The following is a 24,912-nucleotide window of genomic DNA, read 5'->3' on the forward strand; positions in this document are numbered from 1 at the left end:
TGGATTTCAATCTAAAATCCAAAATCCAAAATCTAAAATTTCTTGTCTTCCCTCCAGTTCTTAGTCTCCAGTCCCCCAAGTCCGTTAAACTCTTCTGGAGAGGGGAAAACTCTGCCTACTAGCTTAAGCAATAACAAAGTACAGCAAAATCCGCTATTGCTGTTTGTTGTTTGTTCTTTGGAATAATAATCTAGCAACAAACAACGATCAACTATCAACCACCAACCAACTATGGCAGCTGTTGTCGCTGCGTCACAATCAGGAGTGTGTGAATGTACGAAAAAATTACTCCCCCCTCAACCGGAGAAAAAATTACTTTCAACAATGGTGAACCAACTGTTCCTGACAATCCGATTATCCCCTTCATTCGTGGCGATGGTACTGGTATAGATATCTGGCCTGCTGCTCAAAAAGTCTTTGATGCTGCTGTAGATGTAGCATACAAAGGCATACGGAAAATTAGCTGGTTTAAGGTATATGCTGGTGATGAAGCTTGTCAATTATACGGCACATATCAGTATTTACCCCAAGATACTCTAACAGCAATCCAAGAATATGGTGTGGCAATTAAAGGGCCATTGACCACTCCTGTCGGCGGTGGAATTCGTTCACTCAATGTTGCTTTACGGCAAATTTTTGACTTGTATGCTTGCGTGCGTCCTTGTCGGTACTACGCAGGTACGCCTTCTCCCCACAAAAATCCAGAAAAACTCGATGTGATTGTTTATCGGGAAAATACCGAAGATATTTATTTGGGGATTGAGTGGCGACAAGGTAGCGAAATAGGCGATCGCTTAATTAAGTATCTCAACACAGAACTCATCCCTGCCACACCAGAACACGGTAAAAAACAAATTCCCCTCGACTCTGGTATTGGCATTAAACCAATCAGTAAAACTGGTTCACAGCGCTTGGTACGACGCGCCATCAAACACGCCCTGCAACTACCCAAACATAAACAAATGGTGACTTTGGTGCATAAGGGCAATATCATGAAATACACCGAAGGCGCTTTCCGTGATTGGGGTTACGAACTGGCTACTAGCGAGTTTCGACAGCAGTGTATCACAGAACGAGAATCTTGGATTTTAAGCAACAAAGAGAAAAATCCCAACATCACTGCCCAAGAAAACGCCCGGATGGTTGATCCTGGATTTGATGCCTTGACCACAGAGAAACAAGCCCAAATTGTCAAGGAAGTGGAAACAGTTCTTAACTCAATTTGGGAGACTCACGGCAATGGTAAATGGCAAGACAAGGTGATGGTTAATGACCGCATCGCTGACAGTATTTTCCAACAAATTCAAACTCGACCGGACGAATATTCGATTCTGGCGACAATGAATTTGAATGGCGATTATTTGTCTGATGCAGCAGCAGCCATTGTCGGTGGACTAGGAATGGGCCCAGGGGCAAATATTGGCGATGAATGTGCGATTTTTGAAGCTACCCACGGTACTGCACCCAAACACGCAGGTTTAGATCGCATCAATCCTGGTTCGGTGATTTTGTCTGGTGTGATGATGCTGGAGTATTTAGGATGGCAAGAAGCCGCAGACTTGATCAAAAAAGGTATTGGAGATGCGATCGCTAAGCGTCAAGTTACCTACGACTTAGCACGGTTAATGGAACCACCTGTAGAACCTTTGAAGTGTTCTGAGTTTGCTGAAGCGATTATTAAGTACTTTAGCTAAATCTCTGCTTCAGTAAGCTATTTGACATTCCCCCATTATAGACATCTTGTCATTACCCACATTGTTGTAATAGTCGAAGTTTGCACTCTCGTCTGGACTTATAGCCTAATATCAAGTTCGCATGATTACTTACAATTCCCTTTTACCTCACCCCGCCTTCGGCACCCCTGTTCTTGCTAAGGCGGGATAGTAACCAAGCGGGCGATTGAAAAATGTGGTTAATGACAAGTTATCAACATGGGGGATTTAATTATTAGGTATTGAGTGTGAAGTTACTTTTTTGCTAGGAACGAGGGAAGGTAATTTTCTCAACTGAAAATTCTGTCAACCTTTTCATCTTTGCATTTTTGAGATCCACATTAAATAGATATCTAGTTTGCTCAGATTTGAGTTTACCAACTGCATACAGATCGCCTAACAAAGAGAAAGCGAGACTGAATAAATCGTTTGCTAGGGTCTGATTGTCAAAAGTCAATGGTGACAATTCAATTATTTTACCTTTACCAGTAATTATCGATTTATTATCCACATCTAGCTGTGCCAATTGTGTTATGCCTTCTGAATTCATAGTCGTAAGATAATATTTTCCATCAATCGGCGATTGAGCTAAATTACTATATCGCCGACTTGGGAAAAGTTCTGGTAAAGCTAAATCAGATTCATAAGATACTTTGCCATTTTGTGGATCAATAAGCGCGAATTTAAAAGGAGGTGTACCCCCAGTTTCACTGACTATGCAAATAAGTTTGTCATCTTTGGTTCCCACAACAGCTTCTATTGTGTTGTTGGTCTTTTTGAATCCTGATATTTTTTTTGATTTAGGCTTCTTATCAAGCTTTTTGCTATCTGTAATTAGCAATTTAGTATAGTTACCCTTCTGCGAACTGCCAACAACTACAAAAACAAAACTGCCATCGGATAGGCTAGTAAAACCAGTTATTCGCTCAGTCGGTTCAGTATATAATGCCTTTTTAACGCTCTCAGTAGCTGTATTTGGATTGTCAACAGTTGTAGACGGAACCTCTGTAGAGGATACTTGTTGAAGAGTGACCACATCTAATGCTGTCACATTTATTGCCGGAGTAGTATTAGCTACATCTGTGGACTCTTGATCTTTTGCTTTATTTTTGTCTTTATCGGTCAATTTTGCTCCGTATACTACTGTATTTGAATTCTGAGCAAAACTTTTATCTGCAAGGTTGATAATTGCTGTAGTTGCAGCACTTGCAAGTACCAACTTGCCAAATTGTCGGCGTCTAATTTTTAACTTCATAATTTATTAGTATCTTGGTGTTTGCAAAATTTTTTGTCATATGAAATTTGAACAAAGTGTTTTTACGGTGTTTGCTAAAATTTAGCGCATCCAATAAAAACTTATGGACGCACTTTCATGAACTTTATTATTCATGTGTTGCATTCTTTTTGCAGGTATTATCTAATACTAATTCTCAAAAATCACTAGACATAAAATTCTTCTAATTAAGTACTTAATGTACTTAATGTACTAAATTACTATTGGTATCAATGACTTGATGAAACCGAAATCGTCTAACTGAGCAAATATCATTAATTACAATCAACTTTGTTATCCACAGTCTAAAAGTATTTTTTGGTTTTGATTGTGGAGTATAAACAAATTAAAAATAAAAGATGGTAGATGTTAAAGGCTATTACTTTAGTGTTATTTTAACGAACATCCTTATAAAGGATATGATAATGATCGCACTGCGGAAGTAAAATTTATGAAAATTTATACAACCTTTTGTTCTTCTTCCGCATGGTTCAGTTTAGCGCAAACATCGTATTGCTTCTAACAATCCTCTAGCTTTATTTAAAGTCTCTTCGTACTCTTTTTCTGGCTCTGAATCAGCTACCAAACCCGCGCCTGCTTGAACGTAAACTGTATTATGACGTACAACCATTGTCCGAATAGCGATCGCAGAATTTAATTGCCCTTCAAAATCATAGTATCCATAAACACCTGAATATACACCGCGCCGACTAGGTTCTAATTCATTGATGATCTCCATTGCGCGAATTTTGGGTGCGCCGCTAACTGTTCCGGCGGGAAAGCAAGCTTTGAGTAAATCCCACGCTGTCTTACCAGGTGCTAATTTACCCACCACATTGCTGACAATGTGCATAACATGGGAGTAGCGTTCAATTACCATTAACTCGTCAACTTTCACCGTACCGCTTTGGCACACGCGCCCTAAATCATTACGCCCCAAGTCAACAAGCATGACGTGTTCAGCTATTTCTTTGGGGTCTTTGAGTAAATCATCTGCTAGGACTATATCTTCTTGGGTTGTTTTACCCCGTGGGCGAGTACCAGCAATGGGGCGCACTGTAGCTAGTAAATCCCCTTGTGGATCACGTTCGGCTTTTACCATCACTTCGGGACTCGAACCAATAATCTGCCAATCCTGGAAGTTGAAAAAAGCCATGTAAGGAGAAGGATTAATTTGACGCAGGGAACGATACAAAGCAAAAGGATCACCAGTGTATTGTGTCGATAAGCGCTGGGAAATTACAACTTGGAAGATATCGCCGGCTTTGATGTACTCTTTTGCCTTTTTAACGCTGCTACAAAATTCCTCACGAGTAAAATTACTCTTATACTCCTCTACTCCTACTTCTCCTACTCTCTTACTTGCAGGGGGTTTCCATTCCAGTAAAGTATTTTGCGCTGATAAGGGCAGAGATAACTTGTTGACCATTTGAGTAACACGACAACAAGCCTTTTCATAAGCTGTCTGTAAATCCATATTTGGAGTACGCAAATCCGCGTAAGCCACAGCCCAAATTTTCCGCTTGACTTGGTCAAAAATTAACAGATGATCTACCTGCATCCAAACCCCATCAGGAAGATTACGGTCATCTTGTATATGAATTGGTACACGTGGTTCGATCCAATTAATTAATTCATAACCCCAAAACCCAAATAGACCACCAATTCCTGGTGGTAGCTGGGGTAATTTTACTGGATAAAAAGGTTCCAAACATGTGGCTAAAGCTGCAAATGGATCACCTGTAAATAGAACCTGAGAACCATCACGGTGCATTTGAGTAGTCTGATCGCCTCTTGCCTCTAAAATCCATAACGGATCGCAACCCAATAAACTATAACGCCCGATTTTTTCTCCACCTTCTACCGATTCCAGCAAAAAACTATAAGGTTGCCCAGCACACACTTTATACCAAGCAGAAACTGGTGTATCTAGGTCTGCAACCCATTCTTGATACACCGGGACAAAGTTACCATTTTTAGCTAGTTCGGAGAACTGAGAAAAATCAGGAAAAATCATAATAAATAATCAAATAAAGGGAACAGGGAATGGGGAACAGGGTGTGATTATGCCCTGTTTTCATCGCGATTATGTGTAGTTAATTTTGTAATGGTACTTAAATTTGGGAATTTAACACTGAAGCTAAGCTAGAAAATAACATTAACCCTACAAGCGGCTAACTGTAGGGGACGATAGGTTTTATATTTTATACTTCAGAACTTATACTACTTTATTTATTAATTCTTAATTATTCTCAAAAACAAATAATATTGTGTCCGTTTGAATACTTAATATTGTCATGTAGGCTGGTAATGGGTAATCGGTAATCGGTAATGAAAAAACCAATTACCCATCACCCATTAACAATTACCAGCAAAACTAACGAAATTGCGATATTTCCCTAATTTATTGTGAATTAGGAGCGTCGTAGGTAGCTGTGCCGCTGAATTTGACTTTAGAAGGACTGGGATTTTGACCGATTCTGCGATCGTTGTACCTTACTTTCTCGCGGCCTTGGTTAACCTTCTCAGGGAAGACACCATCAGCTGGATGAATGTAAACTGTTTCGCCGTTGGGATAAATCCGGTAAATTTTGTAATCTGTGATTTTAAATTTCCGAAGTTGACCACCTAGAGCGATACCTTGCTCTTTACGAGCTAAATATAGCAAGTTTTGTCCTTGCCGCATAATAGCAGAGCCACCAGTAGGCATTTCAAAAACTTGCTGTTTTGGGCTAGTCCAAGTGATAGCGTATTTCTCTTCGACTTCTGCTTTTTTGAGCAAGCCACCAGTGCTGCCGCCAAAGATCGGAGTTTGTCCAGAAAGTGTTTCTGCCATAAAGCGTCTCTCAACGTTTTTACGGCATCGTAACACCGCTGATGGGGACATATTGCGATTGTGTAAGGAACTGTAACAGTTGGTGGTTAGTGGATAGTGGTTAGTGGTTAGTGGATAGTAGTAAAGAGCAATCAACAATAAACTACTAACCCTTGAGTCTTGATGGTCTTTTTTCCTGACTTCCCTCAATAATGGGTATGGTGAAATGAAACTGACTACCCTGGTTTTTACCCTGTGATTCTGCCCAAATTTCACCACCCCAGCCATTGACGATTTGACGACATATGGCTAAGCCCAAACCAGTACCACCTGTACTGCGTCTGAGAGCTCCCTCTTCTTGATAAAAACGGTCAAAAACTACTTCTAAACGATTAGGTTCTATACCTCGCCCTGTGTCTGCCACAGTCACCTCGACCATCTTACTATTATTGCGAATAGCCTTAATGGTAATTTGCCCGTCTGGTGGTGTGAATTTGCAACCGTTGTCTACGAGTTTTGCTATCACCTCTACCAACCAATCACCGTCAGCCCTGACTAAAGGCAGGTTGCTTGCCAATTCTGTTGTGATTTGGGGCAATTTTTCATCCCCTGCTAGACGAGTGCGAAGACGACTAAGTGCTAGGTCTACACACTCTTGTAAAGTTAATGACTCCGGATGCCATTCTACTCGTCCACTTTCTAAGTTGGAAAGCGTCAGGAAATCTTGGATGAGTTTTCGCATCCGTTCGGAGTCAGAAAGAGCTGTGTTGAGCATCACCTGTCGCAATTCTAGAGGCATATCCGGTTCTGTAGCAAGGCTTTCCAAGCACACTTGAATTGTAGACAGAGGTGTACGCAATTCATGACCTGTGATCGCAATCAAGTTGGTACGTGTACGGTCTAAGGCTTCTAATTGCCGATTAAATTCTTCTAAGTTGGCGTAAGCTTCGGCTTGAATCAGAGCTGCCCCTATTTGAGTGGCGATCGCTTCTACCAAATCTAATTCTCCAGGATGCCAATCATGGGGAGTTTCGCCACAATAGTGCAATTCTACAATGCCCAACAGTCGTCCTTGAAAAAGTACTGGTTCCATGAGCCAAGAGCGAATGGCATATCTCTCTACAATATGCCACAGTGCTTTCGAGTTAATTACCCGCGAGTCATTAAGAGTATCTACAACTCGGACGCCTTCACTCTGGATTACCACTTCTTGGAACAGAGGATTGTTTTCTAAGGGCCAAGTTTGTCCCAAAAAAGATGAAACACCAGGACTTAAAAACTCGTGTTCAATGATCGCTTGAGCATCTGTAGCTTGAGCGCGGTAAATCAAACAGCGACAAGCCCCCAAGTTTTGTCCTAGTTCTTGGGCTGCTACTGTGAGGATTTCTTGAGGATCAAGCGATCGCCTAATCGCAGTACTAATTGAATTAACTAGTCTTTCTTTACGTGCTTGGGCGGAGATGGAACGGTAGGCTTTATGCAATTTGTACTGACTCGCTTGCAAATAAGTCACCAAACGTTGCACAAATGGATCGGTGTCAATATCGCAGGCATATTCACTCAGTAATTGCTTTGCATTTGAAGTAATCTTCTTACGTCCCCCGATACCAAAACGCTGGCGGGCTTGCTCGATTTTCTCTGTTAACTCTGGTCTATAAACTAAAATCCTCTGCAACAATAGTTCGGCAGCTTGCAGGCTTACTCCCCGTTCCGCCGTCCAAATTCCTTCAAATCTTCGCGCTGCGTCCATATCCAGACTAGGACTTAATTCTCTTAGTCGAATGTTTTTGGCTAAAGAACCAAGACTTTCCCGGCAAACTAAACAAGTGGCATAGTTTTGGGCTATGACCACCAGATGCCACTCTTGACTGAGAGCATCGTCTGCCTCAAAAGCTATCTTTTCATAAAATTCCGAGCTGTTAGTAAAATCAGTTTCTGGCGCAGCTAATACGTATACCTGGTTACTTCGTTGAGCAAGCCGCTGATAGCGATGAGCTTCCTGGCGATAAAATCGCTCTCTTTGAAAGCTAGCAATAACCAAGGGCTGCTCGAGAGTAGCAGCTAAAACCTGATCCTCCATCGCATGGGACAACGCCGTTAGCGAAGCTTTGAAGTATAGTTGGGGCCGCAGGTGGGGTATAGCCTGTAGCAAATCAATCAGCACGGAAGTTGAAATGCTCATGAACGTCCTAAAGAAGCCACAATCTGGACATAATTCACGTCACAGCTGCATTGTACAAATTACAACGAACTTTCCAATCAAGCATATCGTTGCAATATGTAAAGAATGGTGAACTACTGCCAGCAGACTGACGCCACATAGTGGAGGCAGAACTCAAAACAAGAAATTAGCTGTTTTTAAGCCTATTAGATAAGTAAGGAAAACACACTCAGTTCTTCAAGTCTACTTTTTATAATACTGCCTACCTTTGCTATCAGCCTCTAGCATGAAATTTTAATACTTTTTAAACCTGCTTTTCAGCATCTGAACTTCCACAATTTTTCAAAACATTGTTTATACTGCTAGAGCCAATGGCAGTCTATATTTATTTAGCTCAAATATTGTTAATTTTTATAAAGTCTGTAACTATATCTAAATAATATTAATTTATTTGTAATCTTAGTCAAAGTAGATAAAATTTATAAATTTTTCCTATTTACTTATATCTTGTTAACAAATTTCTCACTTTTGATAGAAGCAATTTCTCTAATCAAATTATTCTTGATGTAAGTAACAAAGCAGAGGTCGCCAAGGAATATATAAATCCAAAAAATAAAATCATCTGCAAAATAGTCTCAATGTCATAAAAATTCAACATTTAATAGATATTTATTTTACACAAAAAGCGTAATTTTACTGACTGTTTTTCCTTTCAAAATTATATCTAAATATAATTAATACTATGATTTTATTACAGATATTATAAGAGTAAGATTCTTACTAAATCTAGCTTTTAAGTTTAAAATTCTAGTAGTTATTATGTGTATTTGTTTACTTTATCCCAGCTTGCTAAACAAATAATTAGTATTTGTATAAACGTATTTATTATATATAAGTATATTGCTAATTGTAACTAGTTAATGTAATATAAATTTGTGATCAAAAATAATACTGTCAAAAATCTTAAAATTATGTAATCAATTCAAGTTTGTCTCACGTCAAGCATTTTAAGTCTGCAATTACTACTGGTAATAGTAAAAATCTTGGTGGAGAGAAATAGCAGGATACAAATTTTTTGAAGATACGAGAAGCGGTTTAACTTGTTTCTGTCCTCAAGATTAGCAGCATTGAACATAAAGTGTGTTTGTCCTAAGATTTGTGAAAATATGTTGGTTTGTTGCGATCGCACTAGCATCGTTCACAATTATGCGGACAAATATGCTGACATTGACATGTTTAGGTGAAACATGAGAATTGCTCAAATTTCCCCTTTGTGGGAGCGTGTTCCCCCCTTTCGTTATGGCGGTATTGAACTAATTGTGAAGTTGCTGACGGATGAATTAGTTCGACGTGGTCATGATGTTACTTTGTTTGCTTCTGGTGACTCAATTACTAAAGCAAAGCTTTACTCAGTCCATGACAAAGCTTTACGGCTCGATCCTAGCGTTAAAGAGCCAATCATTTATGAGCAGATGTCGTTGGCTGAAGTTTATGAAAACGCACATCATTTCGATATAATTCACTCCCACGTTGGTTGTTCTGTTCTGCCTTACACCAGTTTTGTCAAAACACCCACAGTTCATACGATGCATGGGATTTTCACGCCAGATAATGAAAAAATGTATCGGCGCTATGCTCAGCAACCCTTCATTAGTATTAGTCAAGCACAGCGAGAGCCACGTTTAGGATTAAACTACATCCACACCGTCTACAACGGCATAGATACAGCTGTTTACCCTTTCAATTGTGAACCTGTACAACCTGCTTACCTTGCTTTTGTGGGACGGCTTTCTCCAGAAAAAGGACCCATAGAAGCAATTAAAATTGCCCATGCGACAGGCCTACCTCTAAAGATGGCTGGTAAAGTTGATGTTGTTGACCAAAAATATTATCACGAGCAAGTCAAACCACTGATTGACGGCGAACAAATTCAGTATTTGGGTGAAATTTCCCACGAAGACAAAGTAAAACTTTTAAGTGGCGCAACTGTAACTTTGTTCCCCATTACTTGGCGTGAACCTTTTGGTCTGGTAATGATTGAGTCAATGGCAACAGGTACACCCGTCATTGGCATGAATCTAGGTTCAGTACCAGAAGTCATAGCCCACGGTAAAACTGGTTTTGTATGTGGTTGCCTCGAACAAATGATTGAAGTCATTCCGGATGCGATGAAACTAGACCGTCAAACTTGTCGGGAATATGTTGTTAGTCGCTTTAGCGTTGAAACAATGACCGATCAATATGAAAGGGCTTACGAAATGGTACTTGCTCAAATCTAAGATTGGCTAGGAATAATTTTAGTAGTTTAATTCAATTACGGGGTAGGCTGTTCAGCCTACCTTGAAATATAATTAGACAAAATTACCGTCCTAGCTAAACTAGCGCATGATTTTGGAAAAAAGTATTATTTTTTAAAATTTAAACTAATAAATTTATAATAAATATTTATAGTTATCGCATTCTGTTCATATTGGTGTCATATTAAGTCCGGATAATCACTTTGTATTCTCATTGCCATGCTCTCAAGGAAATGTATTTGACCATTGCAATTATTAAGTAATACCCCAAATACCCCAATTACCAATTACCCATTACCTTTAAAGTTAATTGCTCAAAAATTCAAAAAGTAAATCAAAATAACGAAAAAAAGTTCCTGTATTTTGTGTTTATCTACGCAAATTTTTAATTCACATTAGAATTATAAAGATTTAATAATCTAACTTTGATGTGTTTCTATCCACTAGCTAAATGTGATTATCATTTATCTTTGGTAACAAAGCTCACAAAGTTTTGCTAGAGCGTCTTTTTTCCTGTTGACGCTGAACTGACCTAAAAAAATGTAGATTTGTACACGGAATACTGGCTGATGACACCGGATATATTGATGACACCGGAGAGGATTTTCCTGGACGGAAAAACTTTTGTCCCCGCAGAGTTACTACCTATACCTGAATGGCCTTGTGTAATTAGTGAAAGACCACAGTTAACACTTACGGTTAAAGATGACGACTTATTTTTAGTTACAGATACTCTAGGTAATCTTTCTGCATGTTCACTCGCTGATGGCAACCCTAGTATGGGGCTATTTTGTGCTGATACGCGCTTTTTGAGCCGTTTAGAGTTGCAAATTGACGGGCGATCGCCTGTTTTGTTAAGTAGTACTGCTGATAAAGGTTTTTCACTGTCAGTTTTATGTACTAATCCGAGAGTTGATGATCGCCTCCAAGCTGATACAGTGGGAATTCGCCGAGAAATAGTGCTAAATGGCGCCCTGTTTGAAGAATTAGAAGTATCTAATTATAGTACAAGTACAATCAATTTTGAACTTAGTATCAGCTTTGATGCTGATTTTGTAGATTTATTTGAAGTTAGAGGCTTTGGCAGAGAAAAGCAAGGCAAGCTTTTACGTCTCGTAGAGCCGACATTTATAGAAGACACGGTAGTTTCTCTGGATGGTGCTTCGCCTCCCAAACTTCACCCTGCTATACCTACTGACAAATCTTTAACACTGGCTTACCAGGGTGTAGATGGCTTGGTAATGGAATCTCGCATAAATTTTCAGCATCGGCTACCAGACTACTTCAAAGGTTACACAGCAATTTGGCAGTTAGAGTTAGCATCCCATGAGAAGCAAAAATTGGGCTATCGAGTGAATATGCTCACCAATTATAAGCCCAGTTCTACTGTTAGCGCTCCTGTAACCTTGAGTCAAGCAAAAGCTGCTGAGACAATGGAAGAGCAAAACTGGGTGCAAGAAATTACACGTATTCGCACAGATGAAAAAGGTGCTGTCAATCGTGTAATTGAACGGGCCGAGGAAGATATGTATTTGTTGCGTCAGTCTTTTGGTAAATATAAGACTGTTTCGGCGGGAGTACCTTGGTTTTCAGCACTATTCGGGCGGGATTCTATCATTACAGCTTCCCAAACCTTGATGTTAAATCCCCAAATTGCTAAAGAAACTCTGATTCTCCTGTCTCAATACCAAGGTAAAGTCGAGGATGAGTGGCGCGAAGAGGAACCAGGTAAGATTCTACACGAGCTACGGTTAGGAGAATTAGCTAGATGCCAGGAAATTCCCCATACTCCTTACTACGGTACTGTTGATGCTACTCCTCTGTGGTTGATGCTATACACCGAGTACTATGCATGGACACATGATACAGAAACTCTAGAAAATCTGTGGTCGAATGCATTGGCGGCGATGGAGTGGATTGATCGCAACATGAAAGCCACTGGCTACCTCAGCTATCAACGTAAATCTAGACGTGGTTTAGCTAACCAAGGTTGGAAAGATTCTGGTGATTGTATTGTCAATCGTAAAGGTGAATTAGCTAACGGAGCGATCGCTCTTTGTGAAGTGCAAGGTTACGTCTATGCAGCTAAAATGCGCTTGGCAGAAATTGCTAGAATGAAGAAGCGGCTGGATTTATCAGATCGTTGGCAGGAAGAAGCCAGAAATCTGAAGCTGCGGTTCAACAGAGATTTTTGGATGGAAGACCAAGATTTCTGTGCTTTAGCTTTAGATGGAGATGGTAAACAGGTAGACAGTATTACTTCAAATCCTGGGCATTGTCTACACTTGGGTATTTTTACACCAGAAAAAGCTTATAGTGTGGCAGAGCGACTGCGCGCACCTGATATGTTTAATGGTTGGGGTATTCGCACCCTTAGCAGTTTGTCACCTGCTTACAATCCGATGGGATATCACATCGGTTCTGTATGGCCCCATGATAATTCTTTGATTGCGATGGGATTGCGATCGCTTGGTTTAGTTGATCAAGCCTTGGAACTTTTTGAGGGTTTATTCGACATGACTAAAAAGCAGCCCTATCATCGCCCTCCAGAATTATTTTGCGGTTTCGAGCGCATCAGTGATGACAGTTCCCCTGTACAGTATCCTGTGGCTTGTACACCCCAAGCTTGGGCTACTGGCAGTATTTTTCAGCTGCTGCATATGATGGTGAATCTAGTCCCAGATGCACCAAATAACTGCTTACGAATCATCGACCCCGCTTTGCCTGAGTCAATTAATCGCCTATCGCTGCATAACCTGCGAGTCGGCCCTACCATCCTTGATTTAGAATTCGAGCGTTCCGGTAATACCACAGCTTGCCGTGTTGCTAAGAAACGCGGAAACCTCCGAGTAGTAATCGAAGCCTAATTGAAGGATGAAGTATGAAGGGTGAAGTATGAAGTGTGAAGTGTTAATTTCAATCTTTACATTCTTGAGTTTTTATCCTTCATCCTTCATCCTTGAGTTTTTATCATTCATCCTTCAGCCTTCTTCTTGGGTTTCGCTTTTTTGTCCTGGTGAAGATTCGTAAAGGGCATCAAGTTGTTGACGGGCATCATCGACGTTGATCGAACGCATTACTAACAAGGGTTCTTTGATGATGTTGCCAGAATCATCTAATAATTCTGGATGAGGTGTAAATGCTCTTCTAGATGCTACATAGGGATAGTTACCTTGATTTGCCATTGACGAGTACCTCGCTGGATAACTCCGGTCTCGATCAAAGCTGAACATGATTAAATTGCGAATTAAATTCGCAACAGCTATACAAGCAAGAATTGTAAAAGCCAGAATGTAAAGCAGATGTAACATCGGATTTTCCTCCAGAGGCAAAATTTTTAAAAGCATTTATAACAATGATTTGTTCTGCCTAGTTTGAATTGAAAACTATGGCAAATAGGAAAAACTCTGTTCTTACGCCTATATTTGCGGTTTTAATCTGGGAATCAAAAAGCGCTGTATAATAAATTACATGGTTCTCTTAAGTCAGAAATCCTATCAAGGGTTTGATTCGCTTCAAGAATTTATCTGTTATCTTGCTGTTGTGAGCTTGGGTTTTCAGTGCGGAAATACATCGCTACCTTCCAGCATTCTGATAACAATTGATGCCAAGGCATTAAGGTTGCCATATCAATTCCAACTTGTCCTTCTGTTGCAGTAAACAGCATCTTGGCTGTATTCACCTCTTCTTGAGCTTGCTTAACTCGCTCTAGCAAAGCAGATTGCTCTTGAGTGCTCATAAAATTAAGTTGCTCTGTTTCTAGAAAATCACGTGATCGCACAAACCAATACTGAAAATCATCCAGTAGTGGTTGCAAAATTGTCTTGAGCAACTCAGGCTCTGATAAGTTTGAGTCTCGCATAATTGACAAGCATATTTCTAACTTTCTTACTAATATTAACGCTATTTACGATTCTTAACATTAAAAAGATGCTTATTATACCATTATCTCTCAAAAAAATGTGTTTTGTGCTACTTATTAATATTATATATATATTCAATATTATTTGTACCTATCCTCAAGGTAGATTCAAGCAAAGTATTTAAATATTTCTTAAGTCTTTAGGGAAAATAGAAATAACATTAAGTAATAACGATCAAAAACATAGCATCTTCAATTTATATAAAAAATTATCTATGAATTGGGGATGACGGATCGGGGATCAGGGATAAGGTATTGGTGATCGGGAATTATTTAATTATTATTTTTCTTGATTCCCTCATCTCTAATTAATTCCCCAAGCCCGATCCCCAATCCCTGATCCCCGAACCCTAATTTCTCAAGGTCGCTAATATATATGTCAGTCGCAAATTACTCATAAACCATCACTTCGCTAATGGATCAGCAGCCAATGTCGCCTTCTGAACGATCTAGTCCATCAGAACAGCCAGAGAAAAAAATTTATTTACCGCGTACAAACGAATCAGAAAACTTAAAAAAAATTCGTCACACTACATCCCACGTGATGGCAATGGCAGTGCAAAAGCTGTTTCCCAAGGCGCAAGTTACCATTGGCCCGTGGATTGAAAATGGCTTTTACTACGATTTTGATAATCCGGAGCCTTTTACTGATAAGGATCTCAAAGCCATCAAAAAAGAGATGGATAAGATTATTAATCGTAAACTACCAGTTATCCGGGAAGAAGTTAGTCGAGAAGAAGCTGAACGTCGGATTAAGGAAATTCACGAACCTTATAAGTTAGAAATCCTGGCGGATATTAAAGAAGAACCGATTACAATCTATCACTTGGGCAATGAATGGTGGGATTTGTGCGCCGGACCACACCTAGAAAATACCAAGGAATTAAATCCAAAAGCCATTGAATTAGAAAGTGTTGCTGGTGCTTACTGGCGTGGAGACGAAACCAAAGCACAGCTACAACGCATCTATGGTACTGCATGGGAAAGCCCAGAACAACTAGCAGAGTACAAGCGGCGTAAAGAAGAAGCACTACGACGTGATCACCGCAAACTGGGTAAGGAACTGGGATTATTTATCTTTTCCGATTTAGTAGGACCAGGATTACCATTATGGACACCCAAAGGAACCCTACTGCGGAGTCTTTTAGAAGACTTCCTCAAGCAAGAACAAATAAAACGTGGTTATCAACCAGTTGTCACTCCTCACATCGGTAGAGTCGACTTATTTAAAACCTCTGGCCATTGGCAGAAGTATAAAGAAGACTTATTCCCGATGATGGCAGAAAACGAAGATGCAGCCGCCCATGAGCAAGGCTTTGTTCTCAAAGCCATGAATTGTCCTTTTCACATCCAAATATATAAGAGCGAGTTGCGTTCTTATCGCGAGTTACCGATACGGTTGGCGGAATTTGGCACTGTCTACCGCTTCGAGCAATCTGGGGAATTGGGTGGTTTAACGCGAGTGCGGGGCTTTACTCAGGACGATGCTCACATATTTGTTACCCCGGAGCAGCTAGACAGCGAGTTCCTCAACGTGGTGGATTTGATCTTGTCTGTGATTAAAACTCTCAAACTTGATCAGAACTTTCAAGCACGGCTGAGTTTTCGCGATCCAGCTAGCGATAAATACATAGGTTCTGATGAAGCTTGGGACAAAGCCGAAAGCGCCATTCGTCGCGCTGTCGAAACTTTAGGAATGGATCACTTTGAGGGAATTGGTGAGGCTGCTTTCTACGGCCCTAAACTAGATTTTATCGTCCGTGATGCTTTGGAGAGAGAATGGCAGTTGGGAACGGTGCAAGTCGATTATAACTTGCCAGAAAGATTTGATTTAGAGTACGTCGCTGAAGATGGTTCTCGTAAACGTCCAGTGATGATTCACCGTGCGCCTTTCGGTTCTCTAGAAAGACTCATTGGCATCTTAATCGAAGAATACGCTGGAGATTTCCCTTTGTGGTTAGCGCCAGTACAAGCAAGATTACTACCAGTTAGTGAAGTGCAACTCGATTTTGCCAAAGAAGTAGCAGCAAAAATGAGAGCGTTAGGTATTCGAGCAGAAGTGGATACCAGTGGCGATCGCCTGGGTAAACTAATTCGCAATGCCGAAAAAGAAAAGATCCCTGTCATGGCTGTGATTGGTGCTAAAGAAGTCGAAACCAATTCTTTAAGCATCCGCACTCGTGCAAATGGGGAATTGGGGGCTATGCCTGTGGACGAAGTTTTAGATAAGATTAAGGAAGCTATCGCAAACTTCGAGAATTTTTAACAATGTATTAGGTGGGTATTGCCCACCTGACTATATTGCAATATAAATTAACTAGAAATTACATTATGAGTTCTACAAAACAAAAGATACAATCTCTTTTGAACCAATTACCCGATAATTGTTCTATAGAAGATGTCCAATATCATTTGTACGTCATTGAAAAAGTCCGGCGCGGTTTAGAAGTGGCCGAACATCAAGCAACCAGAACCCAAAACGAGGCCGAAGAACGATTGAACAAATGGCTTATCAAGTAGAATGGTCTCCCAAAGCATTAGATGATGTAGAAGCAATTGCCATATATATAGCTCGTGACTCGGCTTCCTATGCTGCAACAGTTGTCAAAAAGATACTTGACACAAGTGTCAACTTAAGCAAAGAACCTTTTTCCGGTCGTATTGTACCAGAATTTGGCAACGATAACATCAGAGAATATCAGGCATATAGCTACAGAATCATCTATCGTATTCAGGGAGATATTGTTACTGTTGCCGCAGTGATTTACGGAAAGAAGCTACTGGATAAATTTGAAATTGATTGAATAGGATTGCCTATGAGTTAAATCAAAAAACCCAAGAGGATTTTTCACAATCAAGCAAAAATCAACCGGATAAATACAGACAAAAAACCCATCTGTGTTTATCCGGTATTTGCTTTGTTTATATAAGTTATGGGATTTTCAAACTTTTTTTGGAAAAAATGCAACTGCAATTGTCCAGCAACTTGAGAAAATTACCCTATAAAGATAAATAGACTTATCCGAGGTGTTGTGTCCATTTTTCCCACAATGGACGCACATCTGGTGGCTGTCCTTCATAATTGAGCAGCTCGTCAGAAATTAACACCCACGGCTGGGCGCTGCGTGTCCAGATGTTTCCGACAGGACGTAACCAACTTGTATCATCTAAAGTTCCGGCTTTGACGTTGATTGTCTCTCGATTGTAAGCACGATCATGAAACAATCTTGTTCCGCAATTATCGCAAAATAGACACTTCACCTCACGTCCACTATCAGCTTTCCGAATCCAGGCTTTTGGTTGTCCTTGAATATGACAACAGCATCTGTTGAGACTGTGAGAGACATACCAAAAGCACTAGATGATTGTTGTTGACATTCTTTGCAATGGCACAAATAAAGGGTTAGGGGTTCAGCGCGAATTTCATAACGAACCTGTCCACATTGACAGCCTCCGGTATATGAAGCACTCACTACTTTCTTCTCTACATTTCGATAGAGTATTTGCCTGTAAGCAATATAAACAACTGTGGGGGCGATCGCAAAATCACCCCCACTTTAATTCTTTCTACAATTTTAAGTAGCACCAGCCCTTGTGAAATATTTAATCAGCAATATTAACCAAACTTGGAACTTGTGAATTAGCCAATGTTGGCGCGGTAATAATAGTTGAATATAAACTTGATGGTTGTTGTTTAGCGACTACTGGTAGAAACTGACGAGCGTGAGCGGCTACTTCTACAGTTTTGACATCATAGGTTTGGGTTGCCAATTTTGGATACAAACCGATACCGATGATTGGAAGCAACAGACAAGCAGTGATGAACAATTCGCGGGGTTTGACATCGGGTACTACTGCATCCAGATGTAATTCTGTATTCTGCTTACCGTAGAAGACTTGACGTAGCATCGACAGTAGGTAAATTGGAGTGAGAATCACACCTACAGCAGAAAGTAGTACAACTACTACTTTGAAACTGGAACTGTAAACATCGCTGCTAGCAATACCCAAGAATACCATCAACTCACCGACAAAGCCGCTCATTCCTGGTAATGCTAAAGAAGCCATTGCACCAGCAGTAAATAGAGCGAAGGTTTTAGGCATTACTTTGGCAATACCACCCATTTGATCCATCATCAAGGTGTGGGTACGCTCGTAAGTGACGCCAGAGAGGAAGAACAAACTAGCAGCAATCAAACCGTGAGAAATCATTTGCAGTACAGCACCACTCATACCAATTTCTGTATAGGAAGCGATACCAACTAGCACAAATCCCATGTGGGCAATAGAAGAATAGGCTAAGCGACGCTTGAGATTGGTTTGAGCGAAAGCGCAGCAAGCACCGTAGATAATATTGACTACACCTAAAACTGCTAGAACAGGAGCAAAGTAGACATGAGCATTGGTTAGCATCTCCATGTTGATGCGAATGAGTGCATAACCACCCATTTTTAACAACACACCAGCCAAAATCATCGAACCAGGTGCAGAAGCTTCACCGTGAGCATCAGGTAGCCAAGTGTGGAGAGGGAATATTGGTAGTTTGACACCAAAAGCAATTAAGAAACCTGCATAAACCAGTAATTCTAAAACTCTAGGATATTGCTTGGCTCCCAAGGTTGCTATATCGAAACTGACGGTATCGCCAGAGAATGCCATTGCAAAAGCTGCTACCAAGATAAATATAGAAGCAAGGGCGGTATAGAGAATAAATTTAGTAGCTGCATAACGGCGCTTTTGTCCTCCCCAGATGGAAATCAATAGGTAGACAGGTACTAATTCGATTTCCCACATTAAGAAGAACAGCAGCAAATCTTGGGCGACAAATACGCCAAGCTGAGCGCTATATAACGCCAGCATCAAACCATAAAATAAACGCGGCTTGTTGGTGACTTTCCAAGCCGCGAAGATTGCGAGGGTGTTAATTAAGCCTGTTAGCAGGACTAAAGGCATTGATAATCCATCTACTGCAACAGACCAGTTCAAGCCCAACTGTGGAACCCAAGGATATTTTTCTACCAGTTGAAATGCTGAACTTTGAAAATCGTAGTTTTGCCAAAAGGCATAAATCATTAAAGCGAAGTCTGTTAGCGCTACTCCCAGACCATACCAACGAGCAGTTTTGCCTTCTTTATCTGGGATGAGAGGAATGGCTAAGGCAGCCACTAGCGGCAAGATAATTATGGTTGTTAACCAAGGAAATTGAGCAATCATCACTGACAATCGTTTTTCGTTTTTACTTTTAATTACATTATATTAAGCACTTCATAGTTTTGTAAACGAGATTTATCCCTATAAATTTTAAATCTTCAATAAAACCAGTAATAAATACTCAGTACGATTTGCAAATTTATTCTAAATGTAAACTTTTGCTAAGCCTATAAAAAACGGTGGCTCCAACCACCGTTATAAATCTTAATATCACCTGTCAATAATATTTGAAAAAATTAAGATTCCCGACTTGTTAGAGAAGTTGGGAATCTATGTAGTACACTCCTACTTAAACAATACGGTTGACAATTGTCCAGACATCTCCGTCAGAACGGACATGGGGAACCGAAATTGTCTTGAACCCAGTAATAAATGGCTTGTAATACACTTGCCAATACAGCGGACTGAGTTCATCAGCGCAAGCCTTGAGACTGCGTATTTCTGTGGCAAGTTCCGCAGCCAGTTCATTAATCCGCTTAGCGTGAATCTGAGCAATCTTTCTTGCTTCATCTAGTTGTTCTTGTAAGGAAAGTTGTTTAGCTTGGATTTGCCATTGCTGTAATTGGGCTTGTTTTTGTGTCATCTGAGCTTCCAAAGCAGCGATCGCATCATCTATACCCTTGAGTTCCGCAACCAATTGGGCATTTTCACGGGCATAACGACGATAAGCTTCAGCGATTACTTGAGGTGATTTATTGTCGGGAAGTGTGATGCTAACACTCAAAGAAGCACGTTCCTCACGCAGAACCTCAATTTGAGAGCGAAGTGCTGCAATTTCTGCCAGAATTTGCTCTGTTGTCATTTGTCCATTGTCAATAGTCCATTGTCCATAGTCTAGAGTCTTTGACAATTGACTAATAAAAACTTCTTGCCCCTTGCGTATCAATTCCAAGCGATTGCACAACAGGCGAAATTCCTTGCGATCGCCAAGCTGCTGACATCGCTGCCCCTACTGCTTCTGAATTCATTGTATCAGTTAAAACTAACAATGTTGGCCCAGCACCACTAATCACCATACCATAACCACCCGCAGCAACAGCAGCTACCTTGACAATATCGTATCCTTGAATAAGTGTTTTCCTGTAAGGTTGATGTAATTTATCTTGTAAAGCAGCCCTTAACCAATCTCCGTTGCCAGTCTCCAAACCACGCAATAACAACCCTAGATGCGCCGTGTTAAAAATCGCATCTGCCCGACTCACCTGAGAAGGTAACACCTGCCTAGCCTCCTTTGTAGAAAGCTCAAAATCAGGAATTGCCACCACAGGGACAATATTCTCACACCAAGGAACCTCACAAATTTCCCACTCTTGGCGTCTACCCTTCGGGAACCCGCTTTGCGTGTATGGCGGTTCAACTTCTACCCCCGTAGCCGCCAAACGACAACCCCCCAACAACGCCGGCACTACATTATCTGGGTGTCCTTCCATAGCGATCGCCAACTCCATCACCTGCGATTGACTCAGAGGTTTACCCACCAACACATTCGCACCTACTAAACCTCCAACAATAGCCGTTGCCGAACTACCCAAACCCCTTGCTAGTGGTACACCCAACTTGATCTCAATTTCTATAGGTGGCGGAGTTTGCCCCAAGTGTTGATATAACTTTACAAACGCCTGATAGAGCAAATTTCCTTCATCAGTTTGCACCCGTTCAGCTTCTGCACCAGTGACAGTTATGATCACCTTTGCTGTTTCCCCACCTTGATAAGGGGATAAGTCAACACGGGTAAACTTAAACTCGTTGTACAGCGTTAAAGCAGCACCGATACAATCAAAACCCGGCCCCAAATTTGCGGTAGTTGCGGGGACGATAACAGATACAGAATCAACAGCAGCCATTGAAAAAATTTAACTAATCAATCAACCAGCATCTCACGATTTTGGATTGTAAATTTTGGATTTTGGATTTTTTCATGGATTGACTTTGCCCTTATGGGAGGGTGTCTACTGGAAAACAATAGATTAAGGCAAGCAATGATGAAACTTGGAACTATTAATCACATAGCCCTAACTGTTTCCGATTTAGAGCGATCAGAAGCATTTTACAACACACTTTTAGAATTTCTGGGTTATGCACAAGCAGAAAACACACCGCAGTTGATACTCTGGACCAGTCCTGATGGAGTCATTACCATTTCTCCTTCAAACCCAAAATCACTAAATCAAAAACATGACCGTTATTCTCCAGGTTTACATCACCTTGCTTTTAGTGCAGACAACCGAGAACAGGTGGATAAGCTGTATCAACTATTAACAGAACATGGAGTGGAAATCCTAGACCCACCTGCCGAATATGACTATATGCCGGATTACTATGCTTTGTACTTTTTAGATCCAGATAGTATCAAGCTGGAACTTACACACATTCCTAACTGGCCAGCTGAAACTTAAACACTTATATGAGTACTAAATATTATGAGTACTAAATATGCTGAAAATCGGTGACTTTTCTAAACTTAGCCTAGTATCAGTGAAAGCAATACGCCTCTACGATCAACTGGGACTTCTCAAACCAGTTAATGTGGATAACTTTACAGGATACCGCTACTACAGTGCTGAACAGTTGTCACGACTCAATCGTATTTTGGCACTGAAAGACTTGGGCTTTTCTTTAGAACAAATTGCTAAGCTGCTGGATGAAAATTTGCCATCCGCAGAAATTCGTGGAATGCTGCGACTCAAGCAAGCTGAGTTGCAACATTTAGTGGAAGAAGAACAGGCACGTCTTTTGCGAGTAGAAGCACGACTCAAGCAAATTGAACAGGAGAGTAGTATGCCCAATTACGAAGTTGTGATTAAGAAGATGGAACCGATAAAAGTAGCATCTATCCGAGAAATACTGCCAGATTATTCAAGTGTAGGGCGACTTTATGATGAACTGTTGACATATCTTAAGCAGCAAAGAGTTAAAGAGGGAACTTACTGGGCTGCCATTTGGCACGATCCTGGATACAAAGATTCAAATGTAGACGGTGAAGCAGTCATCTCAATTGAGAAAGACATACCCAATACTGAACAAATTCGGATATATGAGTTACCAAGATTTGAAAAAGCGGCTTCCTTAGTTCATCACGGGAGTTACAACACTCTCAACCAAGCTTACGCTGCCTTAGTATCTTGGATTGAAGCCAATGGTTATCAAATTATCGGCCCCAACCGTGAGGTTTACATTACAGGTGGTAATCAACAGGATAACGAGTCTTACATCACCGAGGTGCAATTTCCTGTAACTCAGGCTTGAACAAAATTTGTAAACCCAGTAACTTTATTGGCAACTGGGTTTTGATTAAAAACAACTAAAATTTTTTATTAAAAAATGTTAAATTAAAAATATCAAACAAAATCAATTCAACCAAATAAAAGAAGTTGCTGCAAAAAACAAAGACTGGAAGTAAATCCAGCCGGGAAAAAAGCGGGCTAACCGCTATTAACATGGTTAACCCGTGCAGCTTTGGGAACGCGCAGAGAAATTACTATTGCAATACCAACTTAACGTTGGCATTTTGCAAACCGCGCTGTTTCACTTCTGTTAAGGTCTTGTTAACAGCATACTTCTGATTGATAGAGTTAATCAGTTCGGTCTGATTATGCTTCTTAGCAACACCCCACAGGTCTGCGATTAGGTCAAAAGAACCATCGCTGTTGCGAGACCAACCGAGGTCATATTCGCCTTCCAATACTGCTACAATGTCAGCACGAACACGCTGACCGTTGTAACCGCGAACATCAGCTTCAGTCTTTACGCTAATACCAAGATCGCGCAGAGACTGCTTGAGGATTTCAGCGTCGGTAATTTTGGTACGCAGAGTGCTAAAATGAGACATTTGGGTTTCCTCCAAAGAGAGTAGAGAAAAAGGACAACAGTTTGTTTTGAGAGTAAGCCGCGTTTAGCAGAACGCGGTTTTTTATTAACAGCTAGCTTTTGGGCTAGCTCTTCCCCCCTGTGTTGACAGGAGAAAGCTTTTAGAATTCCATTCGCTGATATTCAGCAATGGAAGCTGCTGCAGGTCTAGCACGCTGTCTGGCCCAATCTCTGAGGGCTGTAACTTGTTCTTGCATCGTTCGAGACAGCGGCAATGTCGCTTTCAGTGCAGCAATAATATCTAATTGGGTGAACTCACGATCTTGGGCGAAAGCTTCATACATCGCCGCTACGATCGCCTGTTCAATTTCCGCCCCAGAGAAGCCATCAGACATTTTAGACAACTGTTCTAGGTCAAACCTAGAGATGTCTTCCCGACGCTTATGCAAGTGGATCTTAAATATATCTTGCCTTTCTTCTGGTGTGGGCAGATCCACAAAGAAAATTTCATCAAAACGACCTTTCCTTAAAAATTCTCCTGGTAATCTTTCCACTCGGTTGGCAGTTGCCATAACAAATACCGGGGATTTTTTCTCTTGCATCCAGGTGAGGAAAGAGCCAAATATCCTGCTAGAAGTACCACCATCAGAATCAGAAGACCCTGTACTACCAGCAAAAGATTTATCTAATTCATCGATGAATAATATTGCAGGGGAAATAGATTCTGCCGTTTTGAGGGCGTTACGTAAGTTCGCTTCTGAACGTCCTACCATTGAGCCATCATAAACTCGCCCCATATCTAAGCGCAACAGTGGCAAACCCCAAAGTCGAGATGTCGTTTTAGCAATCAACGACTTTCCACAGCCTGGAACACCAAGAATTAACATCCCTTTTGGTTGAGGCAAACCATATTCCCGCGCCCTTTCTGTAAATGCGTTGGAACGCTGTTTTAGCCATTTTTTCAGTTCTTCCAAGCCACCAACAGCATCAATGGTTGCATCTTCTTCTATGTATTCTAATATACCATTGCGCCGGATTAATTGCTTTTTCTCTGATAAAACTATATCAACTTCTTCTTCTGTTAAGCGTCCAGTTGTAACCTGAGCTTTACGATATACTTTTTCCGCTTCGTCCTTAGTTAATCCTAAGGCAGCTCTGAGAAGTTTTTCCCGCGCCTCTGTTGCTAGCCGTCGCCCACGATGATTGTCTATATGGTGAGTCAAGACTTTATTCAACTCACCCATATCTGGCAGTGGAAAGTCCAATACGACAACTTCTTTTTCCAGTTCAATGGGTACTTGCTGCATTGGTGACATCAAGATGATGTTCTTTTGCGTGCCTTTGAAGCTAGCGATCGCATCCCGTAAGGATCTTGTTGTCGCAGGCGCATCTATAAAAGGATGTAAATCTTTAAGAATAAATATACCTGGTTCTCTTTGCCGGATAATCCAATCAATCGCCGCTTCTGGTGAAACAGTATTATGCTGACCTACATTCCGGGGTTGACCATACTCCACGATGCCGTGAGTTACTGTCCAAACGTACACTCGCCGTTGTGGTTTTGACGATTGAGCGATTGTAAAGATTGCCTGCTCAGCCCGCTCTTCCTCGGAGGTCACAAGGTAGATTAAAGGGTATTGAGCTTGAATGAGGATATTGAGCTCTTCTTTCATACATCGACCTACTTGAGACCTTTTACAGAAACTCTAGACAT

General features: G+C 40.8%; 19 protein-coding genes and 1 pseudogene. 8 read left to right on the plus strand and 12 right to left on the minus strand.

Features of this window, described 5'->3' with window-relative positions; translation table 11 throughout:
• Positions 1 to 272: 272 nt before the first annotated feature.
• Positions 273 to 1,694, plus strand: a complete 1,422-nt coding sequence (locus RS893_RS09755; RefSeq protein WP_315791000.1) for an NADP-dependent isocitrate dehydrogenase — start codon at positions 273 to 275, stop codon at positions 1,692 to 1,694.
• Between the two features lie 283 nt (positions 1,695 to 1,977).
• Here the strand turns inward: RS893_RS09755 and RS893_RS09760 are convergent, their stop codons facing one another.
• The 4 genes from RS893_RS09760 to RS893_RS09775 form a co-directional block, all read right to left on the minus strand.
• Positions 1,978 to 2,967 carry a hypothetical protein gene (locus RS893_RS09760; RefSeq protein ID WP_315791001.1) on the minus strand — a complete coding sequence of 330 codons (990 nt, stop codon included), beginning with the start codon at positions 2,965 to 2,967 and terminating at the stop codon, positions 1,978 to 1,980.
• Positions 2,968 to 3,481: 514 nt separating this feature from the next.
• Positions 3,482 to 5,002, minus strand: coding sequence for an anthranilate synthase component I (trpE, locus tag RS893_RS09765; protein ID WP_315791002.1), 1,521 nt, complete (start codon positions 5,000 to 5,002; stop codon positions 3,482 to 3,484).
• A gap of 387 nt (positions 5,003 to 5,389) precedes the next feature.
• Entirely contained in the window at positions 5,390 to 5,821 is a 432-nt protein-coding gene (locus RS893_RS09770) for a photosystem I reaction center subunit II (protein ID WP_315791003.1), read from the minus strand.
• A gap of 145 nt (positions 5,822 to 5,966) precedes the next feature.
• On the minus strand, positions 5,967 to 7,982 hold the full coding sequence (locus tag RS893_RS09775) for a DICT sensory domain-containing protein (protein WP_315791004.1): 2,016 nt from the start codon (positions 7,980 to 7,982) through the stop codon (positions 5,967 to 5,969).
• Positions 7,983 to 9,208: 1,226 nt separating this feature from the next.
• On the opposite strand from RS893_RS09775, the gene RS893_RS09780 reads away from it, so the two are divergent.
• Entirely contained in the window at positions 9,209 to 10,240 is a 1,032-nt protein-coding gene (locus RS893_RS09780; protein ID WP_315791005.1) for a glycosyltransferase family 4 protein, read from the plus strand.
• 587 nt (positions 10,241 to 10,827) lie between these two features.
• A complete protein-coding gene (locus tag RS893_RS09785) occupies positions 10,828 to 13,125 on the plus strand; it encodes an amylo-alpha-1,6-glucosidase (protein WP_315791006.1) in 2,298 nt (765 codons plus the stop codon).
• Positions 13,126 to 13,239: 114 nt separating this feature from the next.
• Here the strand turns inward: RS893_RS09785 and RS893_RS09790 are convergent, their stop codons facing one another.
• Both RS893_RS09790 and RS893_RS09795 read right to left on the minus strand, forming a co-directional pair.
• Positions 13,240 to 13,569 (minus strand): DUF2973 domain-containing protein, encoded by a 330-nt coding sequence (locus tag RS893_RS09790; protein ID WP_009456096.1) that lies wholly within the window; start codon positions 13,567 to 13,569, stop codon positions 13,240 to 13,242.
• Positions 13,570 to 13,781: 212 nt separating this feature from the next.
• A complete protein-coding gene (locus RS893_RS09795; RefSeq protein WP_315791007.1) occupies positions 13,782 to 14,120 on the minus strand; it encodes a DUF2605 domain-containing protein in 339 nt (112 codons plus the stop codon).
• Between the two features lie 475 nt (positions 14,121 to 14,595).
• On the opposite strand from RS893_RS09795, the gene thrS reads away from it, so the two are divergent.
• The 3 genes from thrS (at position 14,596) to RS893_RS09810 (ending at position 16,984) form a co-directional block, all read left to right on the plus strand.
• Positions 14,596 to 16,446, plus strand: a complete 1,851-nt coding sequence (gene thrS, locus RS893_RS09800) for a threonine--tRNA ligase (protein WP_315791008.1) — start codon at positions 14,596 to 14,598, stop codon at positions 16,444 to 16,446.
• A gap of 65 nt (positions 16,447 to 16,511) precedes the next feature.
• Positions 16,512 to 16,700: a hypothetical protein gene (locus RS893_RS09805; RefSeq protein ID WP_009456103.1), complete on the plus strand. Its 189-nt coding sequence runs from the start codon at positions 16,512 to 16,514 to the stop codon at positions 16,698 to 16,700.
• Positions 16,685 to 16,984, plus strand: a complete 300-nt coding sequence (locus tag RS893_RS09810) for a type II toxin-antitoxin system RelE/ParE family toxin (protein WP_016866981.1) — start codon at positions 16,685 to 16,687, stop codon at positions 16,982 to 16,984. The genes RS893_RS09805 and RS893_RS09810 overlap by 16 nt, the downstream gene beginning before the upstream one ends.
• Before the next feature lie 214 nt (positions 16,985 to 17,198).
• Here the strand turns inward: RS893_RS09810 and RS893_RS09815 are convergent.
• The 4 genes and pseudogenes from RS893_RS09815 to thrB all read right to left on the minus strand — a co-directional run bounded on the left by RS893_RS09815 (position 17,199) and on the right by thrB (position 21,235).
• Positions 17,199 to 17,527 (minus strand): annotated as a pseudogene (locus tag RS893_RS09815) (GFA family protein).
• Positions 17,528 to 17,783: 256 nt separating this feature from the next.
• Positions 17,784 to 19,394 (minus strand): NAD(P)H-quinone oxidoreductase subunit 4, encoded by a 1,611-nt coding sequence (locus RS893_RS09820; protein ID WP_315791010.1) that lies wholly within the window; start codon positions 19,392 to 19,394, stop codon positions 17,784 to 17,786.
• Between the two features lie 286 nt (positions 19,395 to 19,680).
• Entirely contained in the window at positions 19,681 to 20,193 is a 513-nt protein-coding gene (locus RS893_RS09825) for a hypothetical protein (RefSeq protein WP_315791011.1), read from the minus strand.
• A gap of 52 nt (positions 20,194 to 20,245) precedes the next feature.
• The gene (gene thrB / locus RS893_RS09830; protein WP_315791012.1) at positions 20,246 to 21,235 is read right to left on the minus strand and encodes a homoserine kinase; all 990 of its coding nucleotides are present in this window, start codon (positions 21,233 to 21,235) and stop codon (positions 20,246 to 20,248) included.
• Between the two features lie 135 nt (positions 21,236 to 21,370).
• Here thrB and RS893_RS09835 point away from each other — a divergent pair, with 135 nt between their 5' ends.
• Both RS893_RS09835 and RS893_RS09840 read left to right on the plus strand, forming a co-directional pair.
• Positions 21,371 to 21,787, plus strand: a complete 417-nt coding sequence (locus RS893_RS09835; protein WP_315791013.1) for a VOC family protein — start codon at positions 21,371 to 21,373, stop codon at positions 21,785 to 21,787.
• A 37-nt stretch (positions 21,788 to 21,824) separates the two neighbouring features.
• Entirely contained in the window at positions 21,825 to 22,637 is an 813-nt protein-coding gene (locus RS893_RS09840; RefSeq protein ID WP_315791014.1) for a MerR family transcriptional regulator, read from the plus strand.
• A 232-nt stretch (positions 22,638 to 22,869) separates the two neighbouring features.
• Here the strand turns inward: RS893_RS09840 and RS893_RS09845 are convergent, their stop codons facing one another.
• Both RS893_RS09845 and RS893_RS09850 read right to left on the minus strand, forming a co-directional pair.
• Entirely contained in the window at positions 22,870 to 23,220 is a 351-nt protein-coding gene (locus tag RS893_RS09845; protein WP_009456112.1) for a DUF1257 domain-containing protein, read from the minus strand.
• Positions 23,221 to 23,359: 139 nt separating this feature from the next.
• Positions 23,360 to 24,871 carry an AAA family ATPase gene (locus tag RS893_RS09850; protein WP_102181214.1) on the minus strand — a complete coding sequence of 504 codons (1,512 nt, stop codon included), beginning with the start codon at positions 24,869 to 24,871 and terminating at the stop codon, positions 23,360 to 23,362.
• Positions 24,872 to 24,912 lie beyond the last annotated feature (41 nt).

The sequence above is a fragment of the Fischerella sp. JS2 genome (assembly GCF_032393985.1).
Taxonomy (GTDB): domain Bacteria; phylum Cyanobacteriota; class Cyanobacteriia; order Cyanobacteriales; family Nostocaceae; genus Fischerella.